This is a genomic window from Actinoallomurus soli, from assembly GCF_024055715.1.
GTDB classification, from domain to species: Bacteria; Actinomycetota; Actinomycetes; order Streptosporangiales; family Streptosporangiaceae; genus Actinoallomurus; species Actinoallomurus soli.
Genome location: NZ_JAMXMV010000017.1, coordinates 106,864 through 133,332 on the forward strand (window position 1 = coordinate 106,864; position 26,469 = coordinate 133,332).

The following is a 26,469-nucleotide window of genomic DNA, read 5'->3' on the forward strand; positions in this document are numbered from 1 at the left end:
GGTCAGGAGACCTCGCGGCAGGCGCGGTAGAAGTCGCTCCACTCGGGGCGTTCGCGCACGACGGTCTCGAGGTACTCCTGCCAGACCACGCGGTCCGACACCGGGTCCTGCACGACCGTGCCGACGATGCCGCCGGCCACGTCGGCCGGGCGCAGCACCCTGTCGCCGAAGTGGGTCGCGAGGACGCGGCCGCTCGTGATCACCGAGATCGCCTCCGCGGTGCTCAGCGTGCCGCTGGGCGACTTCAGGCGCGTACGCCCGTCGGCGGTGCGGCCGGAGCGCAGCTCACGGAAGACGGTCACGACCCGCCGGATCTCCTCCAGCCCGGCGACGGTCTCCGGCAGCTCCAGCGACGTGCCGATCTGGGCGACCCGGCGGGCGACGATGTCGACCTCTTCCTCGGTCGTCGCGGGCAGCGGCAGCACGACGGTGTTGAACCGGCGGCGCAGCGCGCTGGACAGGTCGTTCACGCCGCGGTCCCGGTCGTTGGCGGTCGCGATGACCGTGAAGCCCTTACGCGCCTGCACCTCGGTGCCCAGCTCCGGAACGGGCAGGGCCTTCTCCGAGAGGATCGTGATGAGGGAGTCCTGAACGTCGGACGGCATCCGGGTGAGCTCCTCGATCCGGGCGACGGCCCCCGACCGCATCGCCCGCATCACCGGGCTCGGCACCAGGGCCTGCTCCGACGGACCCTCGGCGAGCAGCCGCGCGTAGTTCCAGCCGTACCGGATCGCCTCCTCCGCGGTGCCCGCCGTGCCCTGGACGAGGAGCGTCGAGTCGCCGCTGACCGCGGCCGCCAGGTGCTCCGACACCCAGGTCTTGGCGGTGCCGGGCACGCCGAGCAGCAGCAGCGCCCGGTCCGTGGCGAGCGTGGCGACGGCCACCTCGATCAGGCGGCGCGGGCCGACGTACTTCGGCGTGACGACCGTGCCGTCGGGCAGCGTCCCGCCCAGGAGGTAGACCGTGACGGCCCGCGGCGACAGCCGCCAGCCTGGCGGGCGCGGCCGGTCGTCCCGTTCGGCGAGGAGGGCGAGCTCGTCGGCGAACTGGTGCTCGGCGTGCGGGCGCAGCACGGCCTCGGTCATCGGAGGGGCTCCTTCGTCGGGGGTCATTCGGTCGGTCTCACTCGCCGTTCGCCTGGGGCCGCGCTCGCCGCGCGGGCGGGGTCATCGCAGCTCCCCGAGCATGTCGTGCCGGAATCGGAGGACGTCGGCGAGCTCGCCGAGCGGCCGGTGGCCGGGGTGCCGCCGGGCGAGCTCGTCCAGGCGCGGCGCGACGGCCGGGGCGAGGCGCTCGCCGGCGAGGCGGCACAGGTCGGCGGGGAACCGCCCGAGGGCGGGATCCGCCAGGGCGGCGATCGTCACGTCGGACAGCGCGCCGGCCCAGGGCCCGGGGACGCGTTCGAGCACGGTGAGACGGGCGGCGTGGTCCTCGATCCGGCGTACCGCGTCGGCCGCGCGATCCTCACGCTCGGCGACGGGCAGGACGTCCAGCAGGTCGGCGAGCACGGGGACGTCGCCGACCACGACGTCGCCCGCCAGCAGCGTCTGGGCCCAGGCGGCGTCCCGCTGCCGCGCCGCCGCGCGGGCCCATCCGAGGTGGACGTCCCGCCTGACGTGCTCGTCCGGCGTGGACCGTGCGCCGGTGGTGACCGGCAGGGCGGCGACGCGCTCCGGAGGCAGGCCGAACAGCGCGGTCCAGGTGGACGGCGGCGTACGGGCGAGGATCTCCCGCAGCCAGCCCGCGCGGTTCCCGACGCGCTCGATCGCGTGGTACGGGATGCCGTCGCGCCGCATGCCCTCGTCGTGGTGCTCCGGTGGTTCGACGGCGATCCGCTCCAGGCCGCCCGCCGGCCCGGCCACCGGGTGCAGGCAGGCGAGCGCCCGTTCGGTCATGCGCCGTGCGTACGCCGAGCCGGGCAGCCGGGCGAGCAGGTCGGCCGCGATGCGCCGCACCTCCAGGCCACGATCGTCCAGGGCCGCCTCCAGGAACTCCTCGTCCGCGAGGGAGAGCCCGCGCTCGAACGCCGTGAGGAACCGCGCCCGCTCCGGCGCCGGCTCACGCCCCCACGTCGAGGACAGCGTCGTACGGGCCGCGGCCGGGTCGGTGGCCCGCGACCGCAGCAGGTGGGCCATGCGCTGAGCCCGGGTGCCGGTCGACCACACCCCGGGATCCTCGACCTCCTCACCACCGCCGGCCACGACGAGGTACGCCCAGTCGAGGTTCTGCATGGCCAGCCAGACGCCCCGCCGCCCGGCGGCCCGCGCGATCGAGGGACGTAGCGCCCGGTCCGCGCGCCCCTTGTGCAGCAGGTCCGGGAGCAGCCGCGGCGGGACCCGGCGGCCGCTCCGGGCCGCCGCCTCGAGCCACTCGGGCAGGACACGGGCATGCTCGCCCGACAGGATGCGGCGCAACCGGTCGGCCGCCGTGTCCGGCACGACGGGTGCGGTCTCCGCCGGCGCGGGGGCGGTCGGCTCCGCGCTCACCGGCCGCCGGCCGGCGCGCCTGCGCACCGTCAGCAGCGCCGCCTGGTCCAGCAGGCGGGCCGCCGGATCGGCCGAGCCGCCGGGGACCTCGTCGAGCGGCGGCACCGGCCGCTGCCGCGTCCCCAGCAGCGCGGCGGTCACGTGCTCACCCCACGCGCTCACGGTTCACCTCATCGGTCACAGCGGCACGGCTCCTTCCTCGGCCTGCCAGGCGGACAGCGGCAGCAGCCCGCGCGGCGACCACTCGCCGGCGACGGTGAGCGGCCGGCCACCGGAGACGGCCCACAGCCGCCAGACGTCGGACGCGCGCAGCGGCAGCGCGGCGCCGTCCGCGTCGACCAGGCAGGGACCGCCCGCCTCGTCCCGCGCGGGCCGGACGCCGGCCAGCACGGCGGGCCACCGCTCCAGCCAGGGATCGCGGGCCAGTGCGTCGGCGTACTCCCGGAGCAGCCCCGGCACGGTCGTGCCGCGCGGCGGCCGGCGCACGGGCGCGGCCTGCCGGGCGGCCACGAGCGCGCGCAGCGCCAGGGCCCCCGGGTAGAAGGCCAGCTCGGCGTCGACCGTGTCGCCGACGACGAGCGACGAGTCCAGCGCCCGCCCCGCCCGGTCCGGCGCCCGTCCCGCGGGAACCGGCGCGTCCGGCACCCTCCCGTGCGCGTCCGGCGTCCGTGCCTGCGCGTCCGGCGCTCGTCCGTGCACACCGGGTGTCCGTGCCTGCGCGCCCGGCGTGCGCGCCGACGCGCCCGCCGTCCGTCCCGGCGCGGCGAAGGACAGGACGAGCGCGGGCCGCCCGGTCTCCTGGCCGCGCAGCCAGACGCGGCGGGTGAGGAGGCGGTCCTGCTCCACGTCACGGCACCCCGCGACGTACCAGTGATCCCGCACCGTGTCACCCGCCAGGACCTCCTCCTGGCTCACCGGGAATCCGACATGGGACCGGACGGTGGCCCGCAGCGGTGCGGGCAGCTCGCCGCGACGACGGAACGCAGTGACCAGCAGCCGCAGCAGGGCGTACTCCTCCAGCAGCCGCTCGGGCCGGCCGTCGGCGGGCAGCGAACCGAGCTCCCGCACCCGGGACGCCAGCGCGCCGGCCTGGGCGTCGACGAGCCGCCGGGCGACGCCGTCCCACATCGAGGACGGGGCGCGATCGGCGTGCGCGAGGCCCTGGGCGACCTGGTCGCACAGCCATCGGTCGAGCTCCTCGACCCCGGCGGCGACCCGCTGCTCACGCCGCTCCACCGTCGCCGTCACCGGCGCGTCGTCTCCGGTGGCGCGGCGGCCGGGTGTGTCGTGCACACGATCCCGCCCCACGCGTTCGATCACATGCTCGAACCTATCGGCGCCCGCCGACATTCGGCGGCGGACTCTCGGCGGGGCCGGTGGCGGAGGTCAACCGGCGGACACGGGTCGGCGGGCGAGCAGGTCGACGACGCCCGTGGTGTCCTCGTCGCCGTGCCCGTCGGCCAGGCGGCGCCTCATCAGGCCGACGTACGGGAGGAGCAGCTCGGGACTGACCCCCTGCTCTTCGGCCGTGCGCAGCAGCGTCGCCGTGCCCGCGACCTGCATGGCGAGGTCGGAGACGACGCCCTGGGTGTAGTCCCCGCTCACCAGGCGCTCGGCCGTCCCGTGCACCGAGGCGGTCATCGCGGTCAGCCAGCCCTTCAGCAGCCGCGCGAACTCGCCCGGCGCGACGTCCTCCCCGCGGATCAGCGCGAACGCGTGCGCGACTCCCGCGAACATCCCGTACATCGCGCTCAGCAGCGCCACGTCGTGCAGGGCCGCGAGGCCGGGGTCGGCTCCGACGTACTCGGTGTCGGCGGGCACGGCCAGCGTGTCGCGGTGTGCGTCGAAGAGCGCGCGGGAGCCGCTGTAGAGAACGTAGGCCCCGGCACCGGGCGCTCCGATCATGGGCGGTACCGCCATGATCCCGCCGTCCAGGAACCGGGCGCCGCGCGCCCGCGCCCACGCGGCCCGCGTCCGTGCCTGATCCGGCGTTCCGGTGGTGAGATCGACCAGGTCCCTGCCCGCCAGGTCCGTACCGGCGAGGACCTCGTCGACCGACGCGTCATCGAGCAGGCAGACCACGACGAGGTCGTTCGCCGCGACGGCCTCGGCGGCGCTCGCCGCGACCGTCACGCCGTCGGCGGCGAGGGGCTCGGCACGGGCCGCGGTGCGGTTCCAGACGGTCAGCGGGTGCCCGGCGGCGAGCCAGGCGCGGGCGAGCGCGGTGCCCATCGTGCCCAGGCCGAGAAGCGTGAGAGAGGTTCTGTTCGAGTTCATGCTGGTTAGGCTGGGGCCGGCACTGAAAGGTGATCAAGTACGCACTTCAAGGTGGGTGGTCACCCCGTGGTAAGCGAGCAGGCAGGAGGGCTGCGTGTGGCGACCGCGCGACGGCCCGGGGCGTACATCTGCGGCATCGACGCCGCGATGGACGTCATCGGCGGGAAGTGGAAGGTGCTGATCCTGTGGGCGCTCAACGAGCGCCCCTGCCGGTTCGGCGAGCTGCGCCGGCATCTGCCGGGCGTCACCGAGAAGGTCCTCGCCTCGCACCTGCGCGAGCTGGAGGAGGACGGCATCGTGCACCGCGAGGCGTACGACGAGGTGCCGCCCCGGGTGGAGTACTCGCTGACCGACCGCGGCGTCTCGCTCAACGCCGCGCTGGCCCCTCTCGGCGCGTGGGGCCGGGAGAACATCCTCGGCGGCGCGTACGCCCGTACACCCGCGACGGATCACCCCGCCCCCGGCGAGCGGTGACCGAGAGCGGGCACACCTTAGGAGTCGAAGAAGTCCCCGAGGAGCCCGCGCCCGTCGTCGTCCGGGCGGCCCGCCGCCCCGCCCTCCGCGAGGTGCCGCTCCACCTGGTGGCGGTCGTAGCCGCGCAACACCACGTCGAAGGCGGGAGGGAACGGCGTGCCGGCGGGGTCCTGCGCGAGTCGCCGGAGGTAATCGTCGACCTGGCGGCGGTCGTAACCGCGCCACACGATGTCGAACGTCTGGTTCATCCGGCCCTCCCGGAACCTCGGTCCTCCTGAGTACGACGCCGCCCGGCCGGCCAGGGTTCCGGCACGATCTTGATTTTTCTCGAATTCAGCAACCATTGGTCTTTACAGATCGCGTACGGCGTCGGCTTGCGGTGGCGAGTTGGATGTCTCTGACCAGGTCCGGACAGGGGCCTGAAATCCGCCTTGACATGACTTCTGAAGATTATTTAGTTGAAGCAATCCGCGATCGCAGGGGCGCATGAATGTGAATGACGTTTCCTCTGCGAGGCCGCCGGTTCTGCGCCAACCGTTATTCCAGGAGGACTCCATGGCCCAGGTGACATCCGACGCCGACGTCCGCGCCCCGGTGCCCGGCGACACCCTTTCGGCGCCCCGCCGCGCCGTCGTCATCGGCGCGAGCGTCCTGGCGGCCTTCCTCCTCACCGTCGTCTGGTCGGCCGAGTTCGTCGACAAGACGATCGGCCAGAACGTCGCCGGGTCCCTGCTCGGCCACGATCCCGTGCGGACCCCGATCGCCGGCTCGGCGGCGGGCATCGTCTACGCGTTCGTGTCCGGTCTGGCCGGTACGTTCACCGCCTGCAACATCGCCGTCTTCGGCGCAGTCGCCCCGATGGTGGGCGAGCCGACCTCCCTGCGGCGACGGCTCTGGAACTCGCTGCGGCCGCTCGCCTGGCTCGGCCTGGGCATGGTCGTCGTGTCGGCGACCTACGGCGCGATCACCGGCGTGGCGGGCACCCGGATGCCGCAGTTCTCGACGGCTTCGGGCCGGCCCACCCTCACGCCGCGCCTCGTCCAGTCGATGATCGCCTTCGGCGTCATCGGCACCGTGTTCGTCCTGCTCGGACTGGTCGCGCTCGGTGTCGTCCCCGACCCGCTCGCCCGCCTGTCCAGGAGGTTCCCGCAGGCGCGGTCCGTGCTGGTCGGCATGATGATCGGCGGGTTCCTCATCGGCCGTCCCTACCCGCTCTACCGGGTGCTGTTCCGTGATGCCGCGCAGAGCCACGACCCCTTCTTCGGAGCGGCCGCCTTCGCCCTCCAGTCGCTGGGGAACGTCCTGCTCATGGCGCTCATCACCGTCGTCCTCGTACGGCTCACCGGCGGGCGCGTGCGCCGGTGGGTCGCCGCACGTCCGGGACGGGCGGCGCTCGTGACCGGTGCGGCGTTCCTGGTCGCGGGTGTCTTCACCGTCCTCTACTGGGACGTCCGGCTCCTGTCGAACGTCGGATACCTGTGGTATCCGACCGCGCCGTGGACGTGATGGCCCCGGCCGGAGACGAACCCCACCCCATCACGTCGGAGAGGCAGACCATGCCGTACATCGAACTGGGCAACGACGCGCCGGGCATCGTCGGCCTCCTCCGGTACCGCCCGGAGATCGGCCGGCTGATCGGCGAGATGGCCGAGGTCCTCCTGCGGGGTCCGAGCCCGCTGACGCGGGGCGAGCGCGAGCTGATCGCGGCGTACGTGTCCTCGCTCAACGAGTGCCGTTTCTGCGCGTCATCGCACCGGGCCTTCGCGGCGGCCCAGCTGCCCGAGGGCAGGACCCTGGTCGACCAGGTCTGCGCCGACGTCGACACCGCCCCCGTGACGGACAAGCTCAGGGCGCTGCTGCGGATCGCGCGCGCGGTGCAGACGGGCGGGCGCTCCGTGCGGCCCGACCACATCACGGCCGCCCGCGCCGCCGGGGCCATCGACGTGGAGATCCACGACACCGTGCTGATCGCCGCCATGTTCTGCCTGGCCAACCGATACGTGGACGGCCTGGCGGCGGTGACGCCAACGGACCCGGCGTCGTACGAGGAGGCCGCCGCCCGGATCGTCGCCCACGGGTACGGCGAACTCCTGCCGGATCAGTGAGCCGGGAGGAGCGGATCGGCGGTGACCGTCACGGGCGCGCGGTGGACGGCCGCACGCGCTTCCCCTCGTGAGCGAGGCGCCCCCTGCGGGGCGTCCTCACGGCCGGGGACCGAGCTCGGCGAGGACCGCGGTGAGGGTCGCGCCCAGGGGGGCGTCCAGGGTCAGCAGCGCCTCGCCGTCGCCGCGGGTGCGGCCGTGGTTGACGATCGCGACCGGTATCGAACGCTCCGCCGCGCGGCGGACGAACCGATACCCCGACATCACCGTCAGCGAGGATCCGAGGACGAGGAGCGTCCCGGCGCCCTCGGTCAGGGCGTAGCAGTCGTCCACGCGCGGGCGCGGGACGTTCTCACCGAAGAAGATGACGTCCGGCTTCAGCACCCCGCCGCAGTTCAGGCAGGCGACGGTGGTGAAGGAGTCGATCCGGTCGTCGTCGAGGACCGCGTCGCCGTCCGGATTGATCACGGTGGCCTCGGCGTCCCAGCCGGGGTTGGCCGCGCTCAGCCGCTCGTCGAGCTCCTCGCGGGGCGTACGACGGCCGCACCCGAGACAGAGCACACGGTCGAGGCTGCCGTGCAGTTCGATGACGTCGCGCGCGCCGGCGGCCTGGTGCAGACCGTCGACGTTCTGGGTGATGATCCCGGCGACCAGGCCACGACGCTGCAGCTCGGCCACGGACCGGTGCCCGGCGTTGGGCGCTGCTCGCGCGACGTGCCGCCACCCGAGATGACTGCGCGCCCAGTAGCGGCGGCGGGCCGCCTCGCTGCCGACGAAGGTCTGGTACGTCATCGGGTCGGCGCGCCGGCGGCGCCCGGTCTCTCCCCGGTAGTCCGGGATGCCGGACTCGGTGGACAGGCCGGCCCCGCTCAGGACGACGACGTCGCCGTCGGCGACCAGGTCGACCAGCATCGCGAAGGCGGTCTCGAACGTCGGATCGGCTCCGAGTAGTCCCGTGCCACTGCGTCCGCCGGCGGACGCACCGCCATCATTCCCCGCCCCAGTCACCCTTCCATCATGCTCGATGCCGGTCCCTGCCCGAGCCGCCGGGGGAGACGGAAGATCGTCAGAGGAAGCCTCTACGATGCGGTGCGTTCACGACCACCCGGTGCCGAGGATGACTGATGGCGAACCAGCGCGTTGCACGGGCCCTGGACTCGATGCGCAGCCCGGATCCGGGAATCCGGGCCCAGGGCTTCGACTTCCTGCGCGAGCACGCGGACGCGTACGTCGGCGACCTCGCCGACGCGTTCGGCGAGGAGCAGGACGACGAGCTGCGCTGCCTGCTCCTCGAGCTCGTCGCCGAGGCCCGGTCGCCGGGCGCGCTCGAGCTTCTGTCCGCCCAGCTCGACAGCGAGGACGAGTCGCTGCGGTTCTGGGCGGTCAGGGGCCTGGAGATGCTCGACAGCGCGGCGGCCCGGCAGGCCCTGCACCGCGCGCGCGTCAACGGCTGGATCGCCTGACGGCGCACGCGTCCCGCCGCCGCCCGCGATTCCGGGACCGGACCGCGGCCGGAGGCCCTGGCGCCTCAACGGGTTCACGACCCGTCGGCCGTGGCTCCGCCTGGCGCGGGACCACGGTGGACGGGCGTCAGCGGGTGCGGCGGCCGGTCAGCCGTTGCAGCCGCAGGAGCATCCCTTGGAGCAGGAGCAGCTGGACCCGTGACCACATGAACATCCGCGTCTCATGCCCCGAGCGTGTGCCCACCGCCCGCCCCAGATCAAGGGCAGATTCCTGTTACCCGCGTCACCGGCTCCGGGTCCACCGCTGGTAGGGAGCGAAGGACCTTGCCCGTCGGGGCACGACGCCGAAGATTTTTACCATTTCGTCCCATCTATGACCTCGATTGCCAGATGTCCACTCCTGTACGATTCCCGGCACTTGGGCGCTGACCTGCGGTTTCTCCGCCCGAGCCCCCCGAGACAGGAGTAGTCGTGACGATGCGGTGGACGGCGAGGATCGCGGTGCTCGCCGTGTGCGGACTGGCGGCCGGGGCGCTGCCGCCCGCGACGGCGGCGCTCGCGGCCGCCGGCCTGCCTCCGGCCGCCGGCCTGCCTCCGGCGGCCGACCCGGGTCCTGTCGCCGGGCGGCCCGGCGGGGACGGGACGGGGAGCCCGGCCGTCCGGTCGATCTTCAACGCGCCGCAGGCCGGCTCCGCCAGGCGGGACGCGATCGCCGACCAGGTCGCCCGGCTGATCGCCGGGACGCCGGCCGGGGAGACGATCGCCGTCGCGATGTACCACTTCTCGAGCCTGGACACCGCCCGGCAGCTGATCGCCGCGAACCGGCGCAAGGTCCACGTCCAGGTCGTGCTCGATCACGAGTCGACGGCCTACCCCGCGTACAAGAAGCTGCGAGCCGGCCTCGGGACGGACACGAAGAAGCCCTCGTGGGTCGTGACCTGCGGCCGCGACCGCGGCTGCATCGGGCCCAGTTTCAACCACAACAAGTTCTTCCTCTTCTCCTCGGCGCTGGGCGCCAAGGACGTCGTGCTGCAGACGTCCGCCAACGCCACGGACGGCGCCCGCGACACCCAGTGGAACGACGCGCTCACCATCCAGGACGCCGGAGTGCACGCCGCCTACCTGCGCTACTTCCAGGACCTGGCCGCCCAGCACCGGACCGGTGACTACCACCGCAGCGTGCGGTCCGGGCCGTACCGGGTCGACTTCTTCCCGTGGGCGAAGGGCGACCCGATCAGCGACGCCCTCGACAAGGTGTCGTGCGCGGGCGGCACGCGCCTGCGCCTGAGCGTGGGCCACTTCACGTGGGCGCCGATCGCCAAGCGGCTCTGGAAGCTCGACGACGAGGGATGCCGCGTGCAGGTGGTCTTCGACCAGATCGGCCAGAGGGTCGCCCGCCGCCTGACGAAACCGGGCGGCCGCCACGGCAACCCCGAGATCCGCTACCTGTCGGAGAACGGCCGCGTCTACGCGCACTCGAAGTACCTGCTGATCGACGGCGGCTACCAGGGGACCCGGCAGAAGGTCGTCTCGACCGGCAGCCCCAACTACACCGAGGTCGGCTTCCACTCGCACGACGAGGCGATGATCACCATGGCGGACGCCGCGCTGGAGGACGGGTACGCCGCCAACTTCGACGCGGTGTTCGCCCACGCCCACGCGGTCAAGGCCACCGACGTGAACTCCGTGCCGGCGGCGGTCTACGATCTGGGCGGCGACAGCGGATCCGGGTCGGAGTGACCCGGACCGCGCGCGGTCAGGCGGACGGTGGCTCGGCGCGGACGGGAACGGACGGACCCTCCGCGGGCTCCTCGCCGACGGCGGCCGGGGTGGAGCCGCCGACCGCCAGGCCGAGGACGGCGGCGAGGACGCAGACCCCGGCGGTCGCCCAGAAGACGTCGGCGTACTCGGTGTGCAGGGCCGCCTTCACCGCGGCAAGGTAGGTGGCCATCCGGCGGGTGAACTCCGCCTGGGACACGCCGATCGGCAGCGGCGTGACGAGGTGCGCGGTCAGTGCGTGGAAGCGGAAGAAGCCCCAGGCGCTCAGGCCCGCCACGCCGAGCAGCATGCCCATCATCCGGGCGACCACGACGGCGGCCGAGGCGACGCCGTGCCGTACGGCCGGCACGGACCGCAGCGCGACCGACGACAGCGGCGCGATCACCAGCCCCAGCCCCAGCCCGGCGACGGCGAGGTCCACGCCGACCCGGGAGACGGCGAACACCCCCAGGTCGTAGTGGAGACCCTCGGACCGTACGGGCCAGGCGGCGATCCGGGCGTACCCGCAGGCGGCGACCAGCATGCCGCCGGCGACGATCCAGCGTTCGGCGCACCGCCGGGCGACCAGCCCCCCGGCCAGCGCGGCCACCGCCAGCGGGATGAGGAAGCGGGCGAGCAGGAACGCCCCGCCGGTCGAGGTCCGTCCCAGCAGGGTCTGCGCGATCAGCTGCACGTCGACCAGCGTGATCATCAGCGCCGCGCCCGAGAGGAGGCTGACGCCGAGGACGGCGAACAGCCCGCCGCGCCGGGCGCCGCGCAGGTCGAGCAGCCGGGTCCGCGCCCGCGCCTCCCAGCCGGCGAACGCGACGATCACCACCGCGCCGGCGGCGACGCACGGCACACCCCACGAGGGCAGCGCCGACCGCTGCGGGTCCGGGTTGTACAGGCCCGCGACGAGCAGGCCCAGCCCGGCGGCCAGCAGCAGCCCCCCGATCACGTCGACGCGCGTGGGGGCGGCCGGGCGTCCCCGCGGCACCGCCCACCAGACCGCAGCCATGGCCAGCAGCGTGACCGGGATGTTGATCCAGAAGATGCCGCGCCAGCCGACCAGCGCGGCCACTCCGGCCCCGTACAGCGGGCCGAGCACGCTGCCGAGCTCCTGCAGCGCGCCGACCGCGCCGAGGACCGCGGGCCTGCGCCGCTCCTCCCACAGGTCGCCCGCCAGCGCCATCGTGATCGGCAGCAGCGCCCCGCCGGCCAGGCCCTGGATCCCGCGCCCGGCGATCAGCACCGGCAGTGAGCCGGCCAGCGCGGTCACGGCCGAGCCCGCGGCGAATCCGGCCAGGCACGCCTGCACCATCACCTGGCGGCCGAACCGGTCGGACAGCATGCCGAGCAGCGGCATGCCCGCCACGTAGCCGAGCAGGAACGCCGTGACGACCAGACTCGCGTGCTCGATGTGGTTCACCGGGACGCCGAGGTCGCCGACCATCGTCACCAGGACGGTCACGACGACGTACGCGTCGATGGCGGCGAGCAGGACGACCACGCCGCCCACGCCGAGGGCGATCCGCCGGGAGCCGCCCGGCCGTCGAGGGCTCACCGGGCCGGGGCGGTGATCGAGAACGGCTTGTTGAAGTCGGTGAAGGTGACCGTCGCCGTGCCGGGCTTGCCGCCGTTCTTACCGGGCACCTTCACGTCGGCCTTCAGCACCCGGTGGTCCGCCTTGGAGATGGACAGCTCCGCGGGCGTGTCGGCCGAGATGCCGGGGACGAGCCGCGACAGCGGTTCCTTGGCGAGCGTCGCGTCGACCTCGTAGCAGTCCTGCCCGGCGACCTTCTGCCGGCCCTTCGTGTCGGCGTTCTTGGCGGTGGACAGCAGCTGCACGAGCCCGCGGTTCGGATCGAGCACGGCGGACGGGTCGTAGATCCCCGCCACCTTGGACAACGGCTGCTGCTGCCACCCTCCGGTGAAGCCGCGCAGATAGGCGGTCTTGCCGAGGACCACGAAGTCCAGCTGGATCGACAGGCCCAGCTGGGTCGTCTTGGCCGACCCCTGGGCGTTCCCGTTGCGCAGCAGCTTCGCGTCCGCGCTGTCGACCTTGAGATCGGGATGGCCCGAGGTGCGCAGCGAGAAGCCGAGGCTGGTCACCGCCCGCGTCGCGGTGGCCGCCTGCTGGAGCAGCGTGGCGCCGGGCGGGTTCTTCCCGGAGCCTCCTCCGCCGCCGCATCCGGTGGCCAGGGCGGACGTGAGCGCGACGAGGCAGGCGAGCTTCGCCCGGAGTGATGACATACGGGAAACATATCGACCCCGATGGCACCGGCGGGGACACACGCCGAGCGTCCGCCGACGAATCGGGTGAATCGCCCGCCATTCCGCTGGTTCGTCCTTACACTCCCGACCGTGGACACCCCCGCCGAGGTGCTGGTCGTCGACGACGATCCGATGGTGGCCGAAGTGGTCACGGCGTACCTCACCCGCGCCGGCCTGCGGGTACGCCGCGCGGCCGACGGCCCCTCGGCGGTCGCGTCGGCCGAGGCCCACCTCCCGGACCTGGTCGTTCTGGACCTCATGCTGCCCGGCCTGGACGGCTTCGAGGTCTACCGCCGGATCCGCGAACTCGGCCCGGTCCCGGTCATCATGCTGACCGCGCGCGGAACCGAGGGCGACCGGGTACGCGGGCTCGAACTCGGGGCGGACGACTACGTGACCAAGCCCTTCAGCCCCCGGGAACTCGTGTTGCGCGCCCGGTCGGTGCTGCGCCGCGCGCACCCGGCCCCGGTGGAGCCGGCCGACGCGCCGCCCGTCCCCCCGACCCGGACGATCGGCGACCTCACGCTCGACGCCGCGGGCCGCCGCGCCGTCAAGGCGGGCGAGCCGCTGACGCTGACGGGCCGGGAGTTCGACCTGCTCGCCTTCTTCGCCGGGCATCCCGGGCAGGTCTTCACGAGGACGGAACTGCTCCAGCACGTCTGGGGCTGGGAGTTCGGCGACGAGTCCACCGTCACCGTGCACGTCCGGCGGCTCCGCGAGAAGGTCGAGGACGACCCGCACCGCCCCCGGCTCATCGTCACGGTCTGGGGCGTCGGCTACCGCTTCGACCCGGGACCGGACGCCGCCGCCCCGGCGGAGGACGGCGACGCTCCGTGAGCGGGCCATCGAGCACGGCGCTTTCGGTCGCCCCTCCGGCGCAGGAGGACTCATGAGCGACGACGTCTGCGTCATCGTGATCGGCGGCGGCTCGGCTGCGGGGGTCGGGCTCATCGGCCTAGGGGTCATGCGGGCGCTGCGCGGCCGGTCCCTGCGGCTCGCGCTGTTCGTGCTGGCGGTGGCCAGCGTGCTCGCGATGATCACCGGCACGGTCGTCGCGGCGCAGGAGATGTTCATCTCCCCGGAGGACTTCGGCGTCGTCCTGACCGTCTGCGTCGCCTCCGGGATCGTCACCTCGGCGATGGCGCTGCTGCTGGCGCGCGCGATGGTCGCCGACAGCCGTACGCTCCGCCGCGCCGTGCGCGCCCTGGGGCACGGGGCCGCGCCGGGGGCGGACGGGAGCCTCTCGACGGCGGAGATGGGCGAGCTGAGCCGGGAGCTGAGCCTCACCAGCGCGCGGCTCGCCCAGGCGCGGGAGCGGGAGCGCAGCCTCGAGCGTTCCCGGCGCGAGCTCGTCGCCTGGGTCTCCCACGACCTGCGGACGCCGCTCGCGGGGCTACGGGCCATGGTCGAGGCGCTGGAGGACGGCATGGCCCCCGAGCCGTCCCGCTACCACACGCAGATGCGGCTCGCCGTCGACCGGCTGTCCGGGATGGTCGACGACCTGTTCATGCTGTCCCGCATCCACGCCGGGGCCCTCGCCCTCTCCCCGGAATGGGTCACCCTGGCCGACCTGGTCGACCAGGCGGTCGCCGGGACCAACCCGCTCGCCCGCGCGCAGGGCGTCCTGCTCGGCGCCGAGGTCGGCGACCCGGTCGTCGTACGCGCCGACGTGCGGGAACTCTCGCGGGCGCTGACCAATCTGGTGGTCAACGCGATCCGGCACACGCCGTCCGCGGGCTCCGTGCTGGTCGAGGCCGGCCGCCGGCACCAGCACGCCGTGCTGGCGGTGTCCGACGCGTGCGGCGGAATCCCGCCCGGCGACCTGGACCGCGTCTTCGACGTCGCCTGGCGCGGGACCGCCGCCCGTACCCCCGAACCCGACTCGGGGGCGGGCCTGGGCCTGGCGATCGTACGCGGCATCGTGGAGGCGCACGCGGGAGCGGTCGAGGTGCGCAACACCGACCACGGCTGCCGCTTCGAGGTGCGCCTCCCGCTGTCCACGCCCCCGTACGGCGCGTGACACGTACGGGAGGACGTCCCAGGTCACGGCGGGGATGACGCCGCCGGCGCCCACGGCCGCGAAATATTACGAGATTCGAACACGGCCGCCGATGGGCCCTGCGGGCCCTGGCCGCTCCCTACATTCCTCAGCGGCACTACCGGTGCGCGCTCGCGGTTCAGGCGGGGAGCGACGTCGCACGGCAGTCCCGCCAGGCGGTCCCGTACGGGACCGCGGACGACGGACGAAGGAGCGACCCCGTGAAGACATCGACGAAGGTCACCGGCGTGACTCTCGCCGGGCTGACCGCGGCCGGCGTGGCGATCGCCGCGATCGGGACCGGCCCGTCCACCACGGTGACCCGGAATGTCGGCGAGAACCGCGCCTACACCGCCTCCCACGACACCGGGCGCACCGCCGCGCACTCCTCGAACCCGCCCCGGCCCTCCGCCTCCGCCCGGCAGCGGACCAGACCCGTGACCGTCGCGCTCACGACCCGCTACACCGTCCGGAACGTACGGGCGGGGCACTCCGTCGCGGTCCTGCGCCAGGCCGGGCACCGCTGGCGCGTCGTCGGCCGCCTGCGCGCCACCGACCGGCGGGTGCCCGGCGCGACCGTCTCCGTGCGTCGCCCGACCACCGTCGTCGCCGCGGTGGGGCGGCACGCGGTCCGCCTCGTCGTCCCGCCGCACGCGGTCGTGGTCGTCGCCGACAACGGCCGTGTCGGCGTGGTGGCGTGGCGCTTCGTCCGCAAGGTCGTCCCGATGCCGCCGGCCGCGACCCCCTCCGCGCCGGACACGCCCCCCATGACGCCGCCCACCGTCACCCCCACACCGACTCCGACCGGCTCGCAGGCTCAGGTCGTCGGCGGCCTGAACGGCCGGGTCTCCACCAAATGGTGACGCGCCGCCCCGCGTGACCTGAGCGAGGTCACGAGCCGCCCCCCGCGGAACGCGCCGCGCGCCCCACCGGTCTCTCGAGAGGACACCGAATGTCGTACCTGGAAAGGTCGAACTGGAAGGACCCGAACCGCTCGCGGCGGTTCCGCCTGTTCATCCCGCTGGCGGTCGCGCTCGTCCTCGCCGCCGGTTCGGCCGTGGCCCTCACCACGAAGATGGGGCTCACGGCGTTCGGCGGCGCGCCCGGCTGTCCGAGCGCGAGCGCCGCGCCGACCCATCGAACACCCAGGACCGGCCCCGGCCGCCGTCGGCTCCCGCAGAAGGGAGCCGAGGAGGTCAAGGTCGGGGCCACGCCCGCCGCCTCGCCGACCGCTTCCCCGCCCGGCGGCGCGGCGGCGGGCCCCTCCGCCGGGGCAGGGACGGCGGACCCCGGCGGCGCACCCTTCACCGGTGCGCCGAGCGCGGATCCGGGGACCGCCGCTCCCTCTCCGGCGGTGCGGGCCGCGACACGGTTCGCGGCCGGCGCCGCCGCATCCGGCGGGGCGCCGGCGGTGGCACCGTCGCCCGGCACCGCGATGCCCGACGCGGGCGCACAGCCGTCCGCCGGGACCGCCATGCCCGACGCCACCGCGCAGCCGTCGGCGGGTACCGCCCTGCCGAGCGCGCGCGGCTCGGCGGGCACGGCGATGCCCGCCCCGAGCGGGAGCGCGGCCTCCGGGAGCGCCGCTCCGGCGATGCGGAAGCGGCCGAGCGCGACCCCGAGTTCCTGCCCGAGCGCGACCCCGACGACGGGAGGCGGCGCGCCGGCGGCCGACCCGAACGCGAACTGCACACTGATCGTGCCCGCCGACCCGTTGAGCGCCCGCGGCCTGGCCACCCCGTACCGGCTGACCGCGACGAACCCGGCGATGGGCCCGTGCAACGAGGCGAACGTCAACCAGTCGGCGTTCGTCCAGGCGACGGTCATCGACCCGGCGACCGGGAGACTGTCGGTGTACAGCCCGCTGGTCGTGGACCAGGGCGCACAGCCCGCCGCCGCGCCCGTGACACCCGCCCTTCCGGCCGGCGCCGTGGTCGGCATCTGGTTCGGCTACAACGGCGACAACCTGACCCTGCGCGGTACGGGCGGGGCCCTGCGGCAGGGCAGGTGCGTGGGCGGCCTGGGCGGCTCGGTCTTCGGCCAGTTCGCCTACTGCAACGCCCCGGCCTTCTTCCGGGCCGCGAACGCCGCGATCCGGGCGGGCACGCTGACGGTGCCCGCGCTGGGCACGGCGAAGGACGGCATGCCCTGCATGTCGACACGCGACTTCGCGCTCGTCGACCAGGACCAGAGCGACAACGTCCAGACGACGTACCTGGCGACGGCGGACGGACGGATCGCGCAGAACACGGCGGCGAACAAGGGCAGGCTCGCCGGCGCCCGGACGCTCGCCAACCCGAGTGACAACGCGCTCCTGGACGCCTTCGTCGACCCGGCCCTCGGCTGCACACCGTGGACCGCCCCCGACCTCGCCAATCCCGGCACCGTGGTGACGTCACTGGCGATGGACGAGCTCCAGGCCGCCGCCCACCAGACGGCGCCGAGCGCGCTCGTCCCGCTGAACAACCCGATGACGCTGGTGAACGGCCGGACGAGCACGGCGAAGACCGACCTGTACCGGGCCGGGGTGGACCAGGCTCCGCTGCCCGCCGGGCAGACGCCGGCGGCGTACTGCCGCGGCATGGACACCGCCCAGGCCGCGCGGCTGCGGAAGGACATGCGGCTGCTGGCGGGCCAGGCCAGCCCGATGCCGGGCGCGGCCGACAGCCTGTTCACCTTCCTGGGCATGCGGTTGCAGCAGTCGTTCGGGAACCTGAAGTGCCAGAACTTCGGCCTGGCCAACCCGGTCGCGAAGCTCACGATGAACGGCAACGTCGTGACCGGCGTCACCTTCGCCGGGAACGCCGGCCAGGGCGGGAACGGCGGAAATGGCGGCAGGCCGGGCGGAAACGGTGGAACCGGCGGCAAGGGCGGCCGCCCGCGCCACCACGGGCCGGGACCGCGGAACTGACCGTGCGCCCGGGCGCGCACCTCGGCGAGGACGCGCCCGGGCACTCCCGGCTCCTGCTCAGCGGCCCTTCCAGTCGAGGCAGACCACGACGGCGTCGTCGGCGAGCTGGGTGCCCTGGTGACGGTCGACGAACCGGTGCAGCAGGGTGCGGACCAGATCCGCCGGGGGCTGGAGGCGGGACTCGGACAGGTCGCGCATCAGGAACTCCTCGTACGCGGCGCTCGCCCCCGGCAGGTGCGCGGCGTGCACGCCGTCGCTGACGATGACGAGCCGGTCGCCGGGCCGTACGGTGAACCGCTCCTCGGTGTACGGGGTGTCGCCGAACATCCCGAGCGGCAGCTGCCGGTCGAGCGGCACCCGCTCGACGGCGCCGCCCCGGAGCCGGTAGATCACGGGTGAGCCCGCGTCCACGGCGGTGACCTCGCCGGTCGCCAGCTCGATGCAGAGCAGGAGGGTCGCGACGTGCTGCCGGCCGCCGTAATGCCGGAAGATCGTCTCGTCGGCGAGCCCGCACTGCTCGAGCAGGTCGCCGCCCGAGCGGCGGGCGTTGCGCATCGCGCCGACGGCGAGCTGGGTCAGGAGCGCCGCCGTGGTCCCCTCGCCCATCCCGTTGGTCACCGAGATGACCAGGGTGTCCCGGCCGGCGCTCCAGTCGAAGTTGTCGCCGGCCACCGAGTAGGCGGGCTCCAGCTGACCGGCGAACTCGTACTCCGGCGCCGAGCCGACGCGGCCGGGCAGCAGCTCCCACTGCATCTCCGCGGCGAGGGTCAGGCGTTCGCGGCGGCGGGCCTGCCGGTAGCGGTCGGTGGCACGGTCGGCGATCTCCAGCGCGCGGCTCAGCGTCGCGGCCACGTCGAGGAGTTCGGCCCGCTGCTCGGCGGACGGGAGATCGGGCAGAGTGATGCGCAGCACACCGAGCCGGTTGCCCAGGACGGTCAGCGGGAGGTGCAGGAGCCGCCGGGTGCCGGGGGACACGGTGGTGGGCGGTTCGAGCACAGGTTCCCCGGTGGCCAGCGCCCGCCCGCTGGGGCTGCCGGCCAGCGCGATCGGCGCCTCCCCGGAGGCGACCGGCTGCAGGTAGGCCATCCGGTAGTCGGTCAGATAGATCTCCGCGGCGTCGGTGCCGCAGAGCTTGCGTATCGTCTCCTCGGCGACGTCGGCCAGTTCGTGCGGAGCCGCCAGCCAGATCCGGCGTTCGGCCTCGCGCAGGGCGTCACCGTCCCCGAGGCTCCCACGGCCGGGCTCTTCATACGACATGGCGATCCGCCTTTCCGTCACCGAATATGCGAAAGTGTGACCATGGCCAGTGCGCACCAGCCCATCGACCGGCAGGCCGCCATCGTCGAAGCGTATGCGGCCGCGCTGGTCAACGCGTGGGACAGGGCCCAGGAGGTCGCCGGCTTCGGAGTCTCGGCGACGCAGTTGCGCGCGCTCGCCGTCATCGACCGCAACCACGAGATGACGATCAGCGCGCTCGCGGGCGAGCTCGGCACGCTGCTGTCGTCGGCGAGCCGACTGTGCGACCGGCTGGAGGCGGCGGGGCTCATCTCCCGGGACACCGATCCGGCGGATCGCCGCGCCGTGGCCGTCTCCCTGAGCCGGAACGGCAACGCCGTCTTCGCCCAGCTCCGCGAGCGCCGGCAGGCCGAGTTCGCCCGCGTCCTGCGCGAGATGCCGCCCGCCGCGCGCGAGGCCCTGATCGAGGGCCTGGCGGGCTTCCACATCGCGGCCGGCGAGCCGCCTGCGGACAACGGGGCCTCCACGGCGATCGGTTTAGTCGACCGCGCACGCCGGCGCTTCCCGCACTCCGCTCCGCCGCCGACGCGCCGGGCGAACCGCCACCCGTCCGGAGTCCGCCGCCGGTCGTCCGGGTCAGCGTAGGTGGATCGTGACCAGGCAGGTGTCGTCATTGGTGTTCGCGATGGTGCCGTCGAGCAGGTGATCACTGAACCTCTCCGCGTCGCCGACCGGCCGGCCGGCGAGGCGGATGAGCTCCTGGAGGGCCTCGTCGAGGGGCATGTCGCGGCGTTCGACGAGGCCGTCGGTGAACAGCAGGAGCGCGTCGCCGAGTTCGAGGCTGGTCGTGGCCTCCTCGTACACCGCGTCCGGGGCGAGGCCGAGGAGGAATCCGGCGGGCAGGGGCAGCAGTCCGGCGTCGCCGTCGCGGACCAGGACGGGGGGAAGGTGGCCCGCCCGTGCCCACCGCAGCGAGCGCTCCGAGGGGTCGTACAGCGCGCAGATGGCGGTGGCGAACGTTCCTCCGGTCAGGTGGTACGCGACGTTGTTCAGCATCCCGAGGAGCTCGGCCGGGCCCGCCCCGGTGATCGCCAGGCCGCGGAGGCTGTTGCGCAGCGCGACCATCCCCGTCACCGCGTCGAGTCCGTGCCCGGCGATGTCACCGACGGCGAGCAGCACCTTCTTGCTCGGGAGGACGACGGCGTCGTACCAGTCGCCGCCGACGAGCTGACCGCCGCCGGCGGGCCGGTAACGGACGGCGACGTCGAGGCCGAAGGCGCTGACCGGCTGGTCGGTCGACGGCAGGATCGCCTCTTGCAGGTGCAGTGCCAGGCGTTCCTGGTCCTCGGCGCGCTGCTCGGTGTCGGCGAGCCGGTCCTGGGTCGCCGCCAGGGCGACCTCGGAGTGGTAGCGGTCTGACACGTCCTGGTACGCGCCGCGGATCGCGATGACCGCTCCGGACGGATCGGTGACCGGCTCGGCGAAGGCGCGGATCTGGCGGATGGACGCGTCCGGCCGGACGAGCCGGAACGTCGCGAAGGCCGGCCGGTGCAGCCGCAGCAGCTGCTCGCGGAAACGCCGTACGGTGACCCGGTCCTGCGGATCGACGTTGCCGGGCAGCTCCTCCAGGCCGATGGCCCGCGCGGAGGGCGGCAGCCCGAAGAGCGCGAACGTCGGCTCGCTCCACATGACCCGCCCGCTCACCAGGTCGTGCTGCCAGGCGCCGATCCGGCCGAGCCGCTGGACCTGCTCCAGGAGGGCGCCGGAGGCACCGATCCGCTCGCCGTCGTCCCAGGTGAAGGTGAGACGGTCGAAGATCCGCGCGATGCGCACGCGGTGGACCGGCTCGTCGGCGGCGCCGGCGATCGACCACTCGGCCTCGGCGGGCCGGCCGGTCTCCAGGACGTCGAGGCTCACGTCGAGCGGCCCCCCGGGCAGGGCCGTCTGCGGGGAGACGTGCGAGAGACGCTGTCCCAGGAGGCTGCCGGCGGAGTATCCGGTCACGCGGGGGACCTCGCGGCCGATCCGGTCGATTCGCAGGTCGACGACCCGGCCGGAGGCGTCACGGACGGGGCTCAGCAGCAGGAACGCGTCGCTCAGCGCGGTCAGCACGGCGGCGGCGTCGAGCAGCCGATCCTCGTCGGCCGATTCGGGCCTGGCGTCCAGCGTCTGCGCGCACACCCGCGCGAGGGCGGTGAGCTCGGCGCGTACGGCCGGCGTGAAGCCGGGCAGCCCGGCCGCCCAGCGGATCTCCAGCACGCCGACGCATCCGCCGTCGGCGGACAGGGGGAGGACGGCCCGTGCCACGTCCTGTCCGGCGCCGGTCAGCGGGGGCACGCCACGGCGCCGGGCGGCTCCGCCCGGCCACCAGATCGGCGCGCCGTCGCGTACGACGCGCTGCTGCAGGCTGTCCATCTGCGGGGGAACGCGACGCCAGTGACCCCGCTCCAGCGGGTCGAATCCGGCGGCGCCGACGAGTTCGAGCGCGCCGTCGGGGCGCAGCGCCCACAGCGCGGCGGCGACGGCGTCGGACAGGGAGAGGGTCTCGCCGAGCAGCGCCGCCGCCATCGCGTCGCCGTCCTCGGCATGGAGGACGGCTGCCTCCGCCAGCCGGGGGCTCGCAACGGGTCCTCCCTCGTCGGCGGCCCGCCGGGCCGCCTCGGCCAGCGGGTCGTCCGCGGCGAGGTTCACGAGGTCCGCCGCCAGGTCGACGAGCGAGGTGCCGGTGCCGGCCGCGAGGCGCGCCAGATGGCCGAGCGCCTCGGCGGGCGAGCAGCCCAGCCGGTCGACGAGGATGCCCGTCGCGATGTCCGTGAGGGCGCGCGCCGCGGTCCGGTCGCGCGCGTCCTCGAGCCGCTGCCGCTGCTCGGCGACAAGAGCGGTCAGCCGCATGACGTCATCCGGCGGGACCGTCATGCCGGCCCCGCCGCGTGTACGTTGGGCGTCACGTGACACCCGAGGGATGCGGTCAGGTCAAGCCCTTATCTCGTCCGAAGGGAACGGACAATCCCCAGCGCGAACGTCGCATCGCCGCAGACCGGGGGCGTCCGACGGTAACACTGCCAGTATGGTTGCCATGAGGCAAGTAGATGGCGGTCTAACAGAAGAGCACTTGCGCCGCGCATGTGGGCGGACGATCGGAGTGAGGGCATGTCTCAGCGGGATGTCGCAAGATCGGCAGTGCGCGAGCCCGACGGCGCGGACGAGGCCGCCCTGCGCCAGCTCCTCGCCGGGCTGACCGCCGTCCGCGACGGCGACTTCGCCACCCGCCTGCCGCAGACGGGCGACGGGCTGATGGACGAGATCGCCGGCGTGTTCAACGGCATGGCCGACCAGCTGTCCCAGTTCACCTCCGAGGTCACCCGCGTGGTCCGCGAGGTCGGCACGGAAGGCAAGCTCGGGGGCCAGGCACAGGTTCCGGGCGTCTCGGGGAACTGGAAGCACCTCACCGACTCGGTCAACGCCATGGCCGGCAACCTGACCGGCCAGGTCCGCGACATCGCGCAGGTGGCGACCGCCGTGGCCCGCGGCGACCTGTCCCAGAAGATCACTGTCGACGCCCGCGGTGAGATCCGGGAGCTCAAGACCACCATCAACACGATGGTCGACGAGCTGTCGTCGTTCGCCGACGAGGTGACGCGGGTGGCCCGCGAGGTGGGCACCGAGGGCCGGCTGGGCGGCCAGGCGCAGGTGCCGGGCGTCGGCGGCACGTGGCGCGACCTGACCGACTCGGTGAACTTCATGGCCGGCAACCTCACCGCCCAGGTGCGGTCGATCGCGCAGGTGGCGACGGCGGTGGCGAAGGGCGACCTGTCGCAGAAGATCACGGTCGACGCCCGCGGCGAGATCCTCGAACTCAAGAGCACCATCAACACGATGGTGGACCAGCTGTCGTCGTTCGCCGACGAGGTGACGCGGGTGGCCCGCGAGGTGGGCACCGAGGGCCGGCTGGGCGGCCAGGCCGACGTCAAGGGCGTGTCGGGCACCTGGAAGGCGCTGACCGAGTCGGTCAACGTCATGGCGGCGAACCTCACCGACCAGGTCCGCTCGATCGCCGAGGTGACGACGGCGGTCGCCCGCGGTGACCTGTCGCAGAAGATCCGCGTCGACGCGCGCGGGGAGATCCTCGAGCTGAAGGAGACCATCAACACGATGGTCGACCAGCTGTCCGCGTTCGCGGACGAGGTCACCCGCGTCGCGCGCGACGTCGGCACCCAGGGCAACCTCGGCGGCCAGGCCATCGTCCGGGGCGTCTCCGGCACGTGGAAGGACCTGACCGACAACGTCAACGTCATGGCCTCGAACCTGACCGCGCAGGTGCGGTCGATCGCGCAGGTGGCGACGGCGGTGGCGAAGGGCGACCTGTCGCAGAAGATCACCGTCGAGGCCCAGGGCGAGGTCGCCGCACTCGCGCAGACGATCAACACGATGGTCGACACGCTGGGCGCGTTCGCGGACGAGGTCACCCGCGTGGCCCGCGAGGTGGGCACCGAGGGCATCCTCGGCGGCCAGGCGAACGTCCCCAACGTCGCCGGCACCTGGAAGGATCTCACCGACAACGTCAACTCGATGGCGAACAACCTCACCGGCCAGGTTCGCAACATCGCCCAGGTCACGACGGCCGTCGCCCGCGGCGACCTGTCCAAGAAGATCGACGTCGACGCGCGCGGCGAGATCCTGGAGCTGAAGACCACGATCAACACGATGGTGGACCAGCTGTCGTCGTTCGCCGCCGAGGTCACGCGCGTCGCCCGCGAGGTCGGCAGCGAGGGCCGCCTCGGCGGCCAGGCCGAGGTCGAGGGCGTGTCCGGCACGTGGAAGCGCCTGACCGAGAACGTCAACGAGCTGGCCGGCAACCTCACCCGCCAGGTGCGCGCGATCGCCGAGGTCACCAGCGCCGTCGCGACCGGCGACCTGACCCGGTCGATCTCGGTGGAGGCCCAGGGCGAGGTCGCCGAGCTCAAGGACAACATCAACGCGATGGTGCAGTCGCTGCGCGACTCGACGCGGGAGAACCAGGAACAGGACTGGCTGAAGACCAATCTCGCCGGCATCGCCGGCCAGATGCAGGGCCATCGCGACCTGGTGACGGTGGCCGAGCTGATCATGGACGAGATCACCCCGCTCGTCGCCGCGCAGTACGGCACCTTCTACCTCACCGACGCCGGCGGCGGCGAGACCTCCCTGCGCCTGATCGCCAGCTACGGTCACGAGGCCGGCGCGCCGGCCGACCGCGAGTTCAGGCTGGGGGAGTCCCTCGTCGGTCAGGCCGCCCGTACGAAGAAGACCATCACGGTCGACAAGGCCCCGCCCGGATACGTGAAGGTCTCCTCCAGCCTCGGCGACTCCGCGCCCGCCGATCTGATCGTGCTGCCGATCGTGTTCGAGGGGCAGGTCCTCGGCGTCATCGAGCTGGCCTCACTCACCGGCTTCTCACAGGTCCACCGCGACTTCCTCCGCCAGTTCGCCGAGACCGTGGGCGTGAACCTCAACACGATCATCGCCAACTCCCGTACGGACGCGCTGCTGGAGGAGTCGCAGCGGCTCGCCGCCGAGCTGCGGTCCCGCTCCGAGGAGCTGCAGGCCCAGCAGGAGGAACTACAGCGCTCCAACGCCGAGCTGGAGGAGAAGGCCGCGCTGCTGGCCCGGCAGAACCACGACATCGAGATCAAGAACTTCGAGATCGAGCAGGCCCGGCAGGAGATCGAGGAGCGCGCCCGGCAGCTCGCGCTGGCCTCCAAGTACAAGTCGGAGTTCCTGGCGAACATGTCGCACGAGCTGCGCACACCACTGAACAGCCTGCTGATCCTGGCCCGCATCCTCGCCCAGAACCCCGGCCGGAACCTCACGGCCAAGCAGGTCGAGTTCGCCAACATCATCCACTCGGCCGGTACCGACCTGCTGCAGCTGATCAACGACATCCTGGACCTGTCCAAGGTCGAGGCCGGCAAGATGGACGTCCACTCCGAGAGCATCGCCGTCACCCGGCTGATGGAGGACATCGAGACCACGTTCCGGCCGCTCACGACGGAGAAGGGGCTGGACTTCCGGGTCGACATCGCGGACGAGGTGCCCGCCGAGATCTACACCGACGAGCAGCGGCTGCGCCAGATCCTGCGCAACCTGCTGTCGAACGCCGTGAAGTTCACCGAGCGCGGCGGCGTGGAGCTGCGGATCCGGCGCGCCGACGACGTCACCCTGCCGTCCCTGGAGCCCGGCGAGCCGGTGCTCGCCTTCGAGGTGATCGACACCGGGATCGGCATCGCGGAGGAGAACCTGGAGGCGATCTTCGGCGCCTTCCAGCAGGGCGACGGCACGACGAGCCGCCGGTACGGCGGCACCGGGCTGGGCCTGTCGATCTCCCGTGAGGTCGCGGGACTGCTCGGCGGCGAGATCCACGCCAAGAGCCGTGTCGGGGACGGCACCACGTTCACGCTCTACCTGCCACCGACGGCACCGAGGCCCGGCGAGTACTCCGGCGGGGAGCTCGATGCCCTTCCGGTCGCCGCCGGGTCCCCGGCGGCCGCGCCGGTCGTTCCCGAGACGCGTCGGCTGCTCGTCCTGGAGGAGGACGGCGGCCTGCTCACCCCGCTGGCCCGCAGCGCGGCGGCCGACCTCGCCGACACGCACGGGAACGTGGAGATCACCAGCGCGGCCGACGCCGACGAGGCGGTCGCCGCCCTGCTCGACGCCCCACACGCCTGCGTCCTCCTCGACCCGAGCCTCCCCACGGCGACGGCCTTCTTCGACCGGCTCGACCGACAGCCGGGACTCGGCGCCCTGCCGGTGCTGGCCCATCCCGGCCGCAGGCTCAGCGCCGCCCAGGAGCGGCTGGCCGCCGGGCGGGCCCGCTCCCACCCGTTCGAGCTGCTGCCCTCCCTCGACGAGCTGCGCGAGCGCGTCACCCTGTACCTCTCGGGCGGGCGGCTCGTCGACGCGCTGCCCTTCATGACCCCGCCCACCGAGCCGGCCCGGGCCGATGCCGCCGGGGAGGAGGACCCCGAGGTGCTCGGCTACGCCGAGCTGAGCGGCCGCCGGGTGCTCATCATCGACGACGACGTCCGCAACGTGTTCGCGATCTCCAGCGCGCTGGAGCTGTACGGCATGTCGGTCATCCACGCGCCCAACGGCAAGAAGGGCATCGAGGTGCTGCGCGAGCACGACGACGTCGAGCTCGTGCTGATGGACATCATGATGCCGGAGATGGACGGGTACGCCACGACGGCCGCGATCCGTGAGATGCCGCGGTTCGCGGACCTGCCGATCATCGCCGTCACCGCCCGCGCGATGCACGGTGACCGGGAGAAGAGCCTGTCCGCCGGCGCGACCGATCACGTGGCCAAGCCGGTCGACACCGAGGAGCTCCTCGCCTGCATGAAGCGGTGGCTGCACACCTGATGCCCGGCGACCGGCCCGCCCGGCCGCGGCCGCGGCCGGGCGGGCCGGTCGT

21 protein-coding genes are annotated in these 26,469 nt (G+C 73.5%); 11 read left to right on the forward strand and 10 right to left on the reverse strand.

The window, feature by feature from the left end; genetic code table 11:
* Nucleotides 1-2 precede the first annotated feature (2 nt).
* From NDW01_RS32335 to NDW01_RS32350, 4 genes are all read right to left on the reverse strand, one after another.
* Nucleotides 3-1,085, reverse strand: coding sequence for an ATP-binding protein (locus NDW01_RS32335; RefSeq protein WP_252828146.1), 1,083 nt, complete (start codon nt 1,083-1,085; stop codon nt 3-5).
* 81 nt (nt 1,086-1,166) lie between these two features.
* Nucleotides 1,167-2,648, reverse strand: a complete 1,482-nt coding sequence (locus tag NDW01_RS32340; RefSeq protein ID WP_252828147.1) for a DUF5691 domain-containing protein — start codon at nt 2,646-2,648, stop codon at nt 1,167-1,169.
* Nucleotides 2,649-2,663: 15 nt separating this feature from the next.
* Nucleotides 2,664-3,806 carry an SWIM zinc finger family protein gene (locus NDW01_RS32345; protein ID WP_252828148.1) on the reverse strand — a complete coding sequence of 381 codons (1,143 nt, stop codon included), beginning with the start codon at nt 3,804-3,806 and terminating at the stop codon, nt 2,664-2,666.
* 66 nt (nt 3,807-3,872) lie between these two features.
* Nucleotides 3,873-4,763: an NAD(P)-dependent oxidoreductase gene (locus NDW01_RS32350; RefSeq protein WP_252828149.1), complete on the reverse strand. Its 891-nt coding sequence runs from the start codon at nt 4,761-4,763 to the stop codon at nt 3,873-3,875.
* A gap of 96 nt (nt 4,764-4,859) precedes the next feature.
* Between NDW01_RS32350 and NDW01_RS32355 the strand changes: the two genes are divergently transcribed.
* Nucleotides 4,860-5,237 carry a winged helix-turn-helix transcriptional regulator gene (locus tag NDW01_RS32355; protein WP_308211830.1) on the forward strand — a complete coding sequence of 126 codons (378 nt, stop codon included), beginning with the start codon at nt 4,860-4,862 and terminating at the stop codon, nt 5,235-5,237.
* A 17-nt stretch (nt 5,238-5,254) separates the two neighbouring features.
* Here NDW01_RS32355 and NDW01_RS32360 read toward each other — a convergent pair whose 3' ends face one another.
* A complete protein-coding gene (locus NDW01_RS32360; RefSeq protein ID WP_252828150.1) occupies nt 5,255-5,485 on the reverse strand; it encodes a DivIVA domain-containing protein in 231 nt (76 codons plus the stop codon).
* A gap of 307 nt (nt 5,486-5,792) precedes the next feature.
* Here NDW01_RS32360 and NDW01_RS32365 point away from each other — a divergent pair, with 307 nt between their 5' ends.
* Both NDW01_RS32365 and NDW01_RS32370 read left to right on the forward strand, forming a co-directional pair.
* On the forward strand, nt 5,793-6,743 hold the full coding sequence (locus NDW01_RS32365) for a hypothetical protein (protein WP_252828151.1): 951 nt from the start codon (nt 5,793-5,795) through the stop codon (nt 6,741-6,743).
* A 50-nt stretch (nt 6,744-6,793) separates the two neighbouring features.
* The gene (locus NDW01_RS32370) at nt 6,794-7,342 is read left to right on the forward strand and encodes a carboxymuconolactone decarboxylase family protein (RefSeq protein WP_252828152.1); all 549 of its coding nucleotides are present in this window, start codon (nt 6,794-6,796) and stop codon (nt 7,340-7,342) included.
* A gap of 96 nt (nt 7,343-7,438) precedes the next feature.
* Here the strand turns inward: NDW01_RS32370 and NDW01_RS32375 are convergent, their stop codons facing one another.
* Nucleotides 7,439-8,251, reverse strand: coding sequence for an NAD-dependent protein deacetylase (locus tag NDW01_RS32375; protein ID WP_252828153.1), 813 nt, complete (start codon nt 8,249-8,251; stop codon nt 7,439-7,441).
* A gap of 212 nt (nt 8,252-8,463) precedes the next feature.
* Between NDW01_RS32375 and NDW01_RS32380 the strand changes: the two genes are divergently transcribed.
* Entirely contained in the window at nt 8,464-8,802 is a 339-nt protein-coding gene (locus NDW01_RS32380; RefSeq protein ID WP_252828154.1) for a HEAT repeat domain-containing protein, read from the forward strand.
* A 477-nt stretch (nt 8,803-9,279) separates the two neighbouring features.
* Nucleotides 9,280-10,542 carry a phospholipase D-like domain-containing protein gene (locus tag NDW01_RS32385; protein ID WP_252828210.1) on the forward strand — a complete coding sequence of 421 codons (1,263 nt, stop codon included), beginning with the start codon at nt 9,280-9,282 and terminating at the stop codon, nt 10,540-10,542.
* A gap of 16 nt (nt 10,543-10,558) precedes the next feature.
* Here the strand turns inward: NDW01_RS32385 and NDW01_RS32390 are convergent, their stop codons facing one another.
* Both NDW01_RS32390 and NDW01_RS32395 read right to left on the reverse strand, forming a co-directional pair.
* A complete protein-coding gene (locus NDW01_RS32390) occupies nt 10,559-12,124 on the reverse strand; it encodes an MFS transporter (protein WP_252828155.1) in 1,566 nt (521 codons plus the stop codon).
* Nucleotides 12,121-12,813, reverse strand: a complete 693-nt coding sequence (locus NDW01_RS32395) for an LppX_LprAFG lipoprotein (protein ID WP_252828156.1) — start codon at nt 12,811-12,813, stop codon at nt 12,121-12,123. Before NDW01_RS32395 ends, NDW01_RS32390 begins: the two co-directional genes overlap by 4 nt.
* Before the next feature lie 111 nt (nt 12,814-12,924).
* Between NDW01_RS32395 and NDW01_RS32400 the strand changes: the two genes are divergently transcribed.
* The 4 genes from NDW01_RS32400 to NDW01_RS32415 all read left to right on the forward strand — a co-directional run bounded on the left by NDW01_RS32400 (nt 12,925) and on the right by NDW01_RS32415 (nt 17,783).
* Nucleotides 12,925-13,671 (forward strand): response regulator transcription factor, encoded by a 747-nt coding sequence (locus NDW01_RS32400; RefSeq protein WP_308211831.1) that lies wholly within the window; start codon nt 12,925-12,927, stop codon nt 13,669-13,671.
* A gap of 52 nt (nt 13,672-13,723) precedes the next feature.
* Entirely contained in the window at nt 13,724-14,854 is a 1,131-nt protein-coding gene (locus NDW01_RS32405; RefSeq protein ID WP_252828157.1) for a sensor histidine kinase, read from the forward strand.
* A 239-nt stretch (nt 14,855-15,093) separates the two neighbouring features.
* Nucleotides 15,094-15,735 carry a hypothetical protein gene (locus tag NDW01_RS32410; protein WP_252828158.1) on the forward strand — a complete coding sequence of 214 codons (642 nt, stop codon included), beginning with the start codon at nt 15,094-15,096 and terminating at the stop codon, nt 15,733-15,735.
* Nucleotides 15,736-15,824: 89 nt separating this feature from the next.
* Entirely contained in the window at nt 15,825-17,783 is a 1,959-nt protein-coding gene (locus NDW01_RS32415) for a hypothetical protein (RefSeq protein WP_252828159.1), read from the forward strand.
* Between the two features lie 57 nt (nt 17,784-17,840).
* On the opposite strand, the gene NDW01_RS32420 is transcribed toward NDW01_RS32415, so the two are convergent.
* Nucleotides 17,841-19,040, reverse strand: a complete 1,200-nt coding sequence (locus NDW01_RS32420; protein ID WP_252828160.1) for a PP2C family protein-serine/threonine phosphatase — start codon at nt 19,038-19,040, stop codon at nt 17,841-17,843.
* 42 nt (nt 19,041-19,082) lie between these two features.
* Here NDW01_RS32420 and NDW01_RS32425 point away from each other — a divergent pair, with 42 nt between their 5' ends.
* Nucleotides 19,083-19,664 carry a MarR family winged helix-turn-helix transcriptional regulator gene (locus tag NDW01_RS32425; RefSeq protein ID WP_252828161.1) on the forward strand — a complete coding sequence of 194 codons (582 nt, stop codon included), beginning with the start codon at nt 19,083-19,085 and terminating at the stop codon, nt 19,662-19,664.
* Here the strand turns inward: NDW01_RS32425 and NDW01_RS32430 are convergent.
* Complete coding sequence (locus NDW01_RS32430) at nt 19,656-21,935, reverse strand: SpoIIE family protein phosphatase (RefSeq protein WP_252828162.1); 2,280 nt, start codon at nt 21,933-21,935, stop codon at nt 19,656-19,658. The two genes, NDW01_RS32425 and NDW01_RS32430, sit on opposite strands and share 9 nt — an antisense overlap.
* Before the next feature lie 234 nt (nt 21,936-22,169).
* Between NDW01_RS32430 and NDW01_RS32435 the strand changes: the two genes are divergently transcribed.
* Nucleotides 22,170-26,417: a HAMP domain-containing protein gene (locus NDW01_RS32435; protein ID WP_256513589.1), complete on the forward strand. Its 4,248-nt coding sequence runs from the start codon at nt 22,170-22,172 to the stop codon at nt 26,415-26,417.
* Nucleotides 26,418-26,469: the final 52 nt, after the last annotated feature.

What these genes read in the sequence shown, in the direction of transcription:
- NDW01_RS32335 (WP_252828146.1), bottom strand. Translation starts at nt 1,085, where the DNA reads ATGACCGAGGCCGTGCTGCGCCCGCACGCCGAGCACCAGTTCGCCGAC.
- NDW01_RS32350 (WP_252828149.1), bottom strand. Translation starts at nt 4,763, where the DNA reads ATGAACTCGAACAGAACCTCTCTCACGCTTCTCGGCCTGGGCACGATG.
- NDW01_RS32360 (WP_252828150.1), bottom strand. Translation starts at nt 5,485, where the DNA reads ATGAACCAGACGTTCGACATCGTGTGGCGCGGTTACGACCGCCGCCAG.
- NDW01_RS32365 (WP_252828151.1), top strand. Translation starts at nt 5,793, where the DNA reads ATGGCCCAGGTGACATCCGACGCCGACGTCCGCGCCCCGGTGCCCGGC.
- NDW01_RS32370 (WP_252828152.1), top strand. Translation starts at nt 6,794, where the DNA reads ATGCCGTACATCGAACTGGGCAACGACGCGCCGGGCATCGTCGGCCTC.
- NDW01_RS32375 (WP_252828153.1), bottom strand. Translation starts at nt 8,251, where the DNA reads ATGCTGGTCGACCTGGTCGCCGACGGCGACGTCGTCGTCCTGAGCGGG.
- NDW01_RS32380 (WP_252828154.1), top strand. Translation starts at nt 8,464, where the DNA reads ATGGCGAACCAGCGCGTTGCACGGGCCCTGGACTCGATGCGCAGCCCG.
- NDW01_RS32385 (WP_252828210.1), top strand. Translation starts at nt 9,280, where the DNA reads ATGCGGTGGACGGCGAGGATCGCGGTGCTCGCCGTGTGCGGACTGGCG.
- NDW01_RS32395 (WP_252828156.1), bottom strand. Translation starts at nt 12,813, where the DNA reads ATGTCATCACTCCGGGCGAAGCTCGCCTGCCTCGTCGCGCTCACGTCC.
- NDW01_RS32405 (WP_252828157.1), top strand. Translation starts at nt 13,724, where the DNA reads ATGAGCGACGACGTCTGCGTCATCGTGATCGGCGGCGGCTCGGCTGCG.
- NDW01_RS32415 (WP_252828159.1), top strand. Translation starts at nt 15,825, where the DNA reads ATGTCGTACCTGGAAAGGTCGAACTGGAAGGACCCGAACCGCTCGCGG.
- NDW01_RS32420 (WP_252828160.1), bottom strand. Translation starts at nt 19,040, where the DNA reads ATGTCGTATGAAGAGCCCGGCCGTGGGAGCCTCGGGGACGGTGACGCC.
- NDW01_RS32425 (WP_252828161.1), top strand. Translation starts at nt 19,083, where the DNA reads ATGGCCAGTGCGCACCAGCCCATCGACCGGCAGGCCGCCATCGTCGAA.
- NDW01_RS32430 (WP_252828162.1), bottom strand. Translation starts at nt 21,935, where the DNA reads ATGACGGTCCCGCCGGATGACGTCATGCGGCTGACCGCTCTTGTCGCC.
- NDW01_RS32435 (WP_256513589.1), top strand. Translation starts at nt 22,170, where the DNA reads ATGTCTCAGCGGGATGTCGCAAGATCGGCAGTGCGCGAGCCCGACGGC.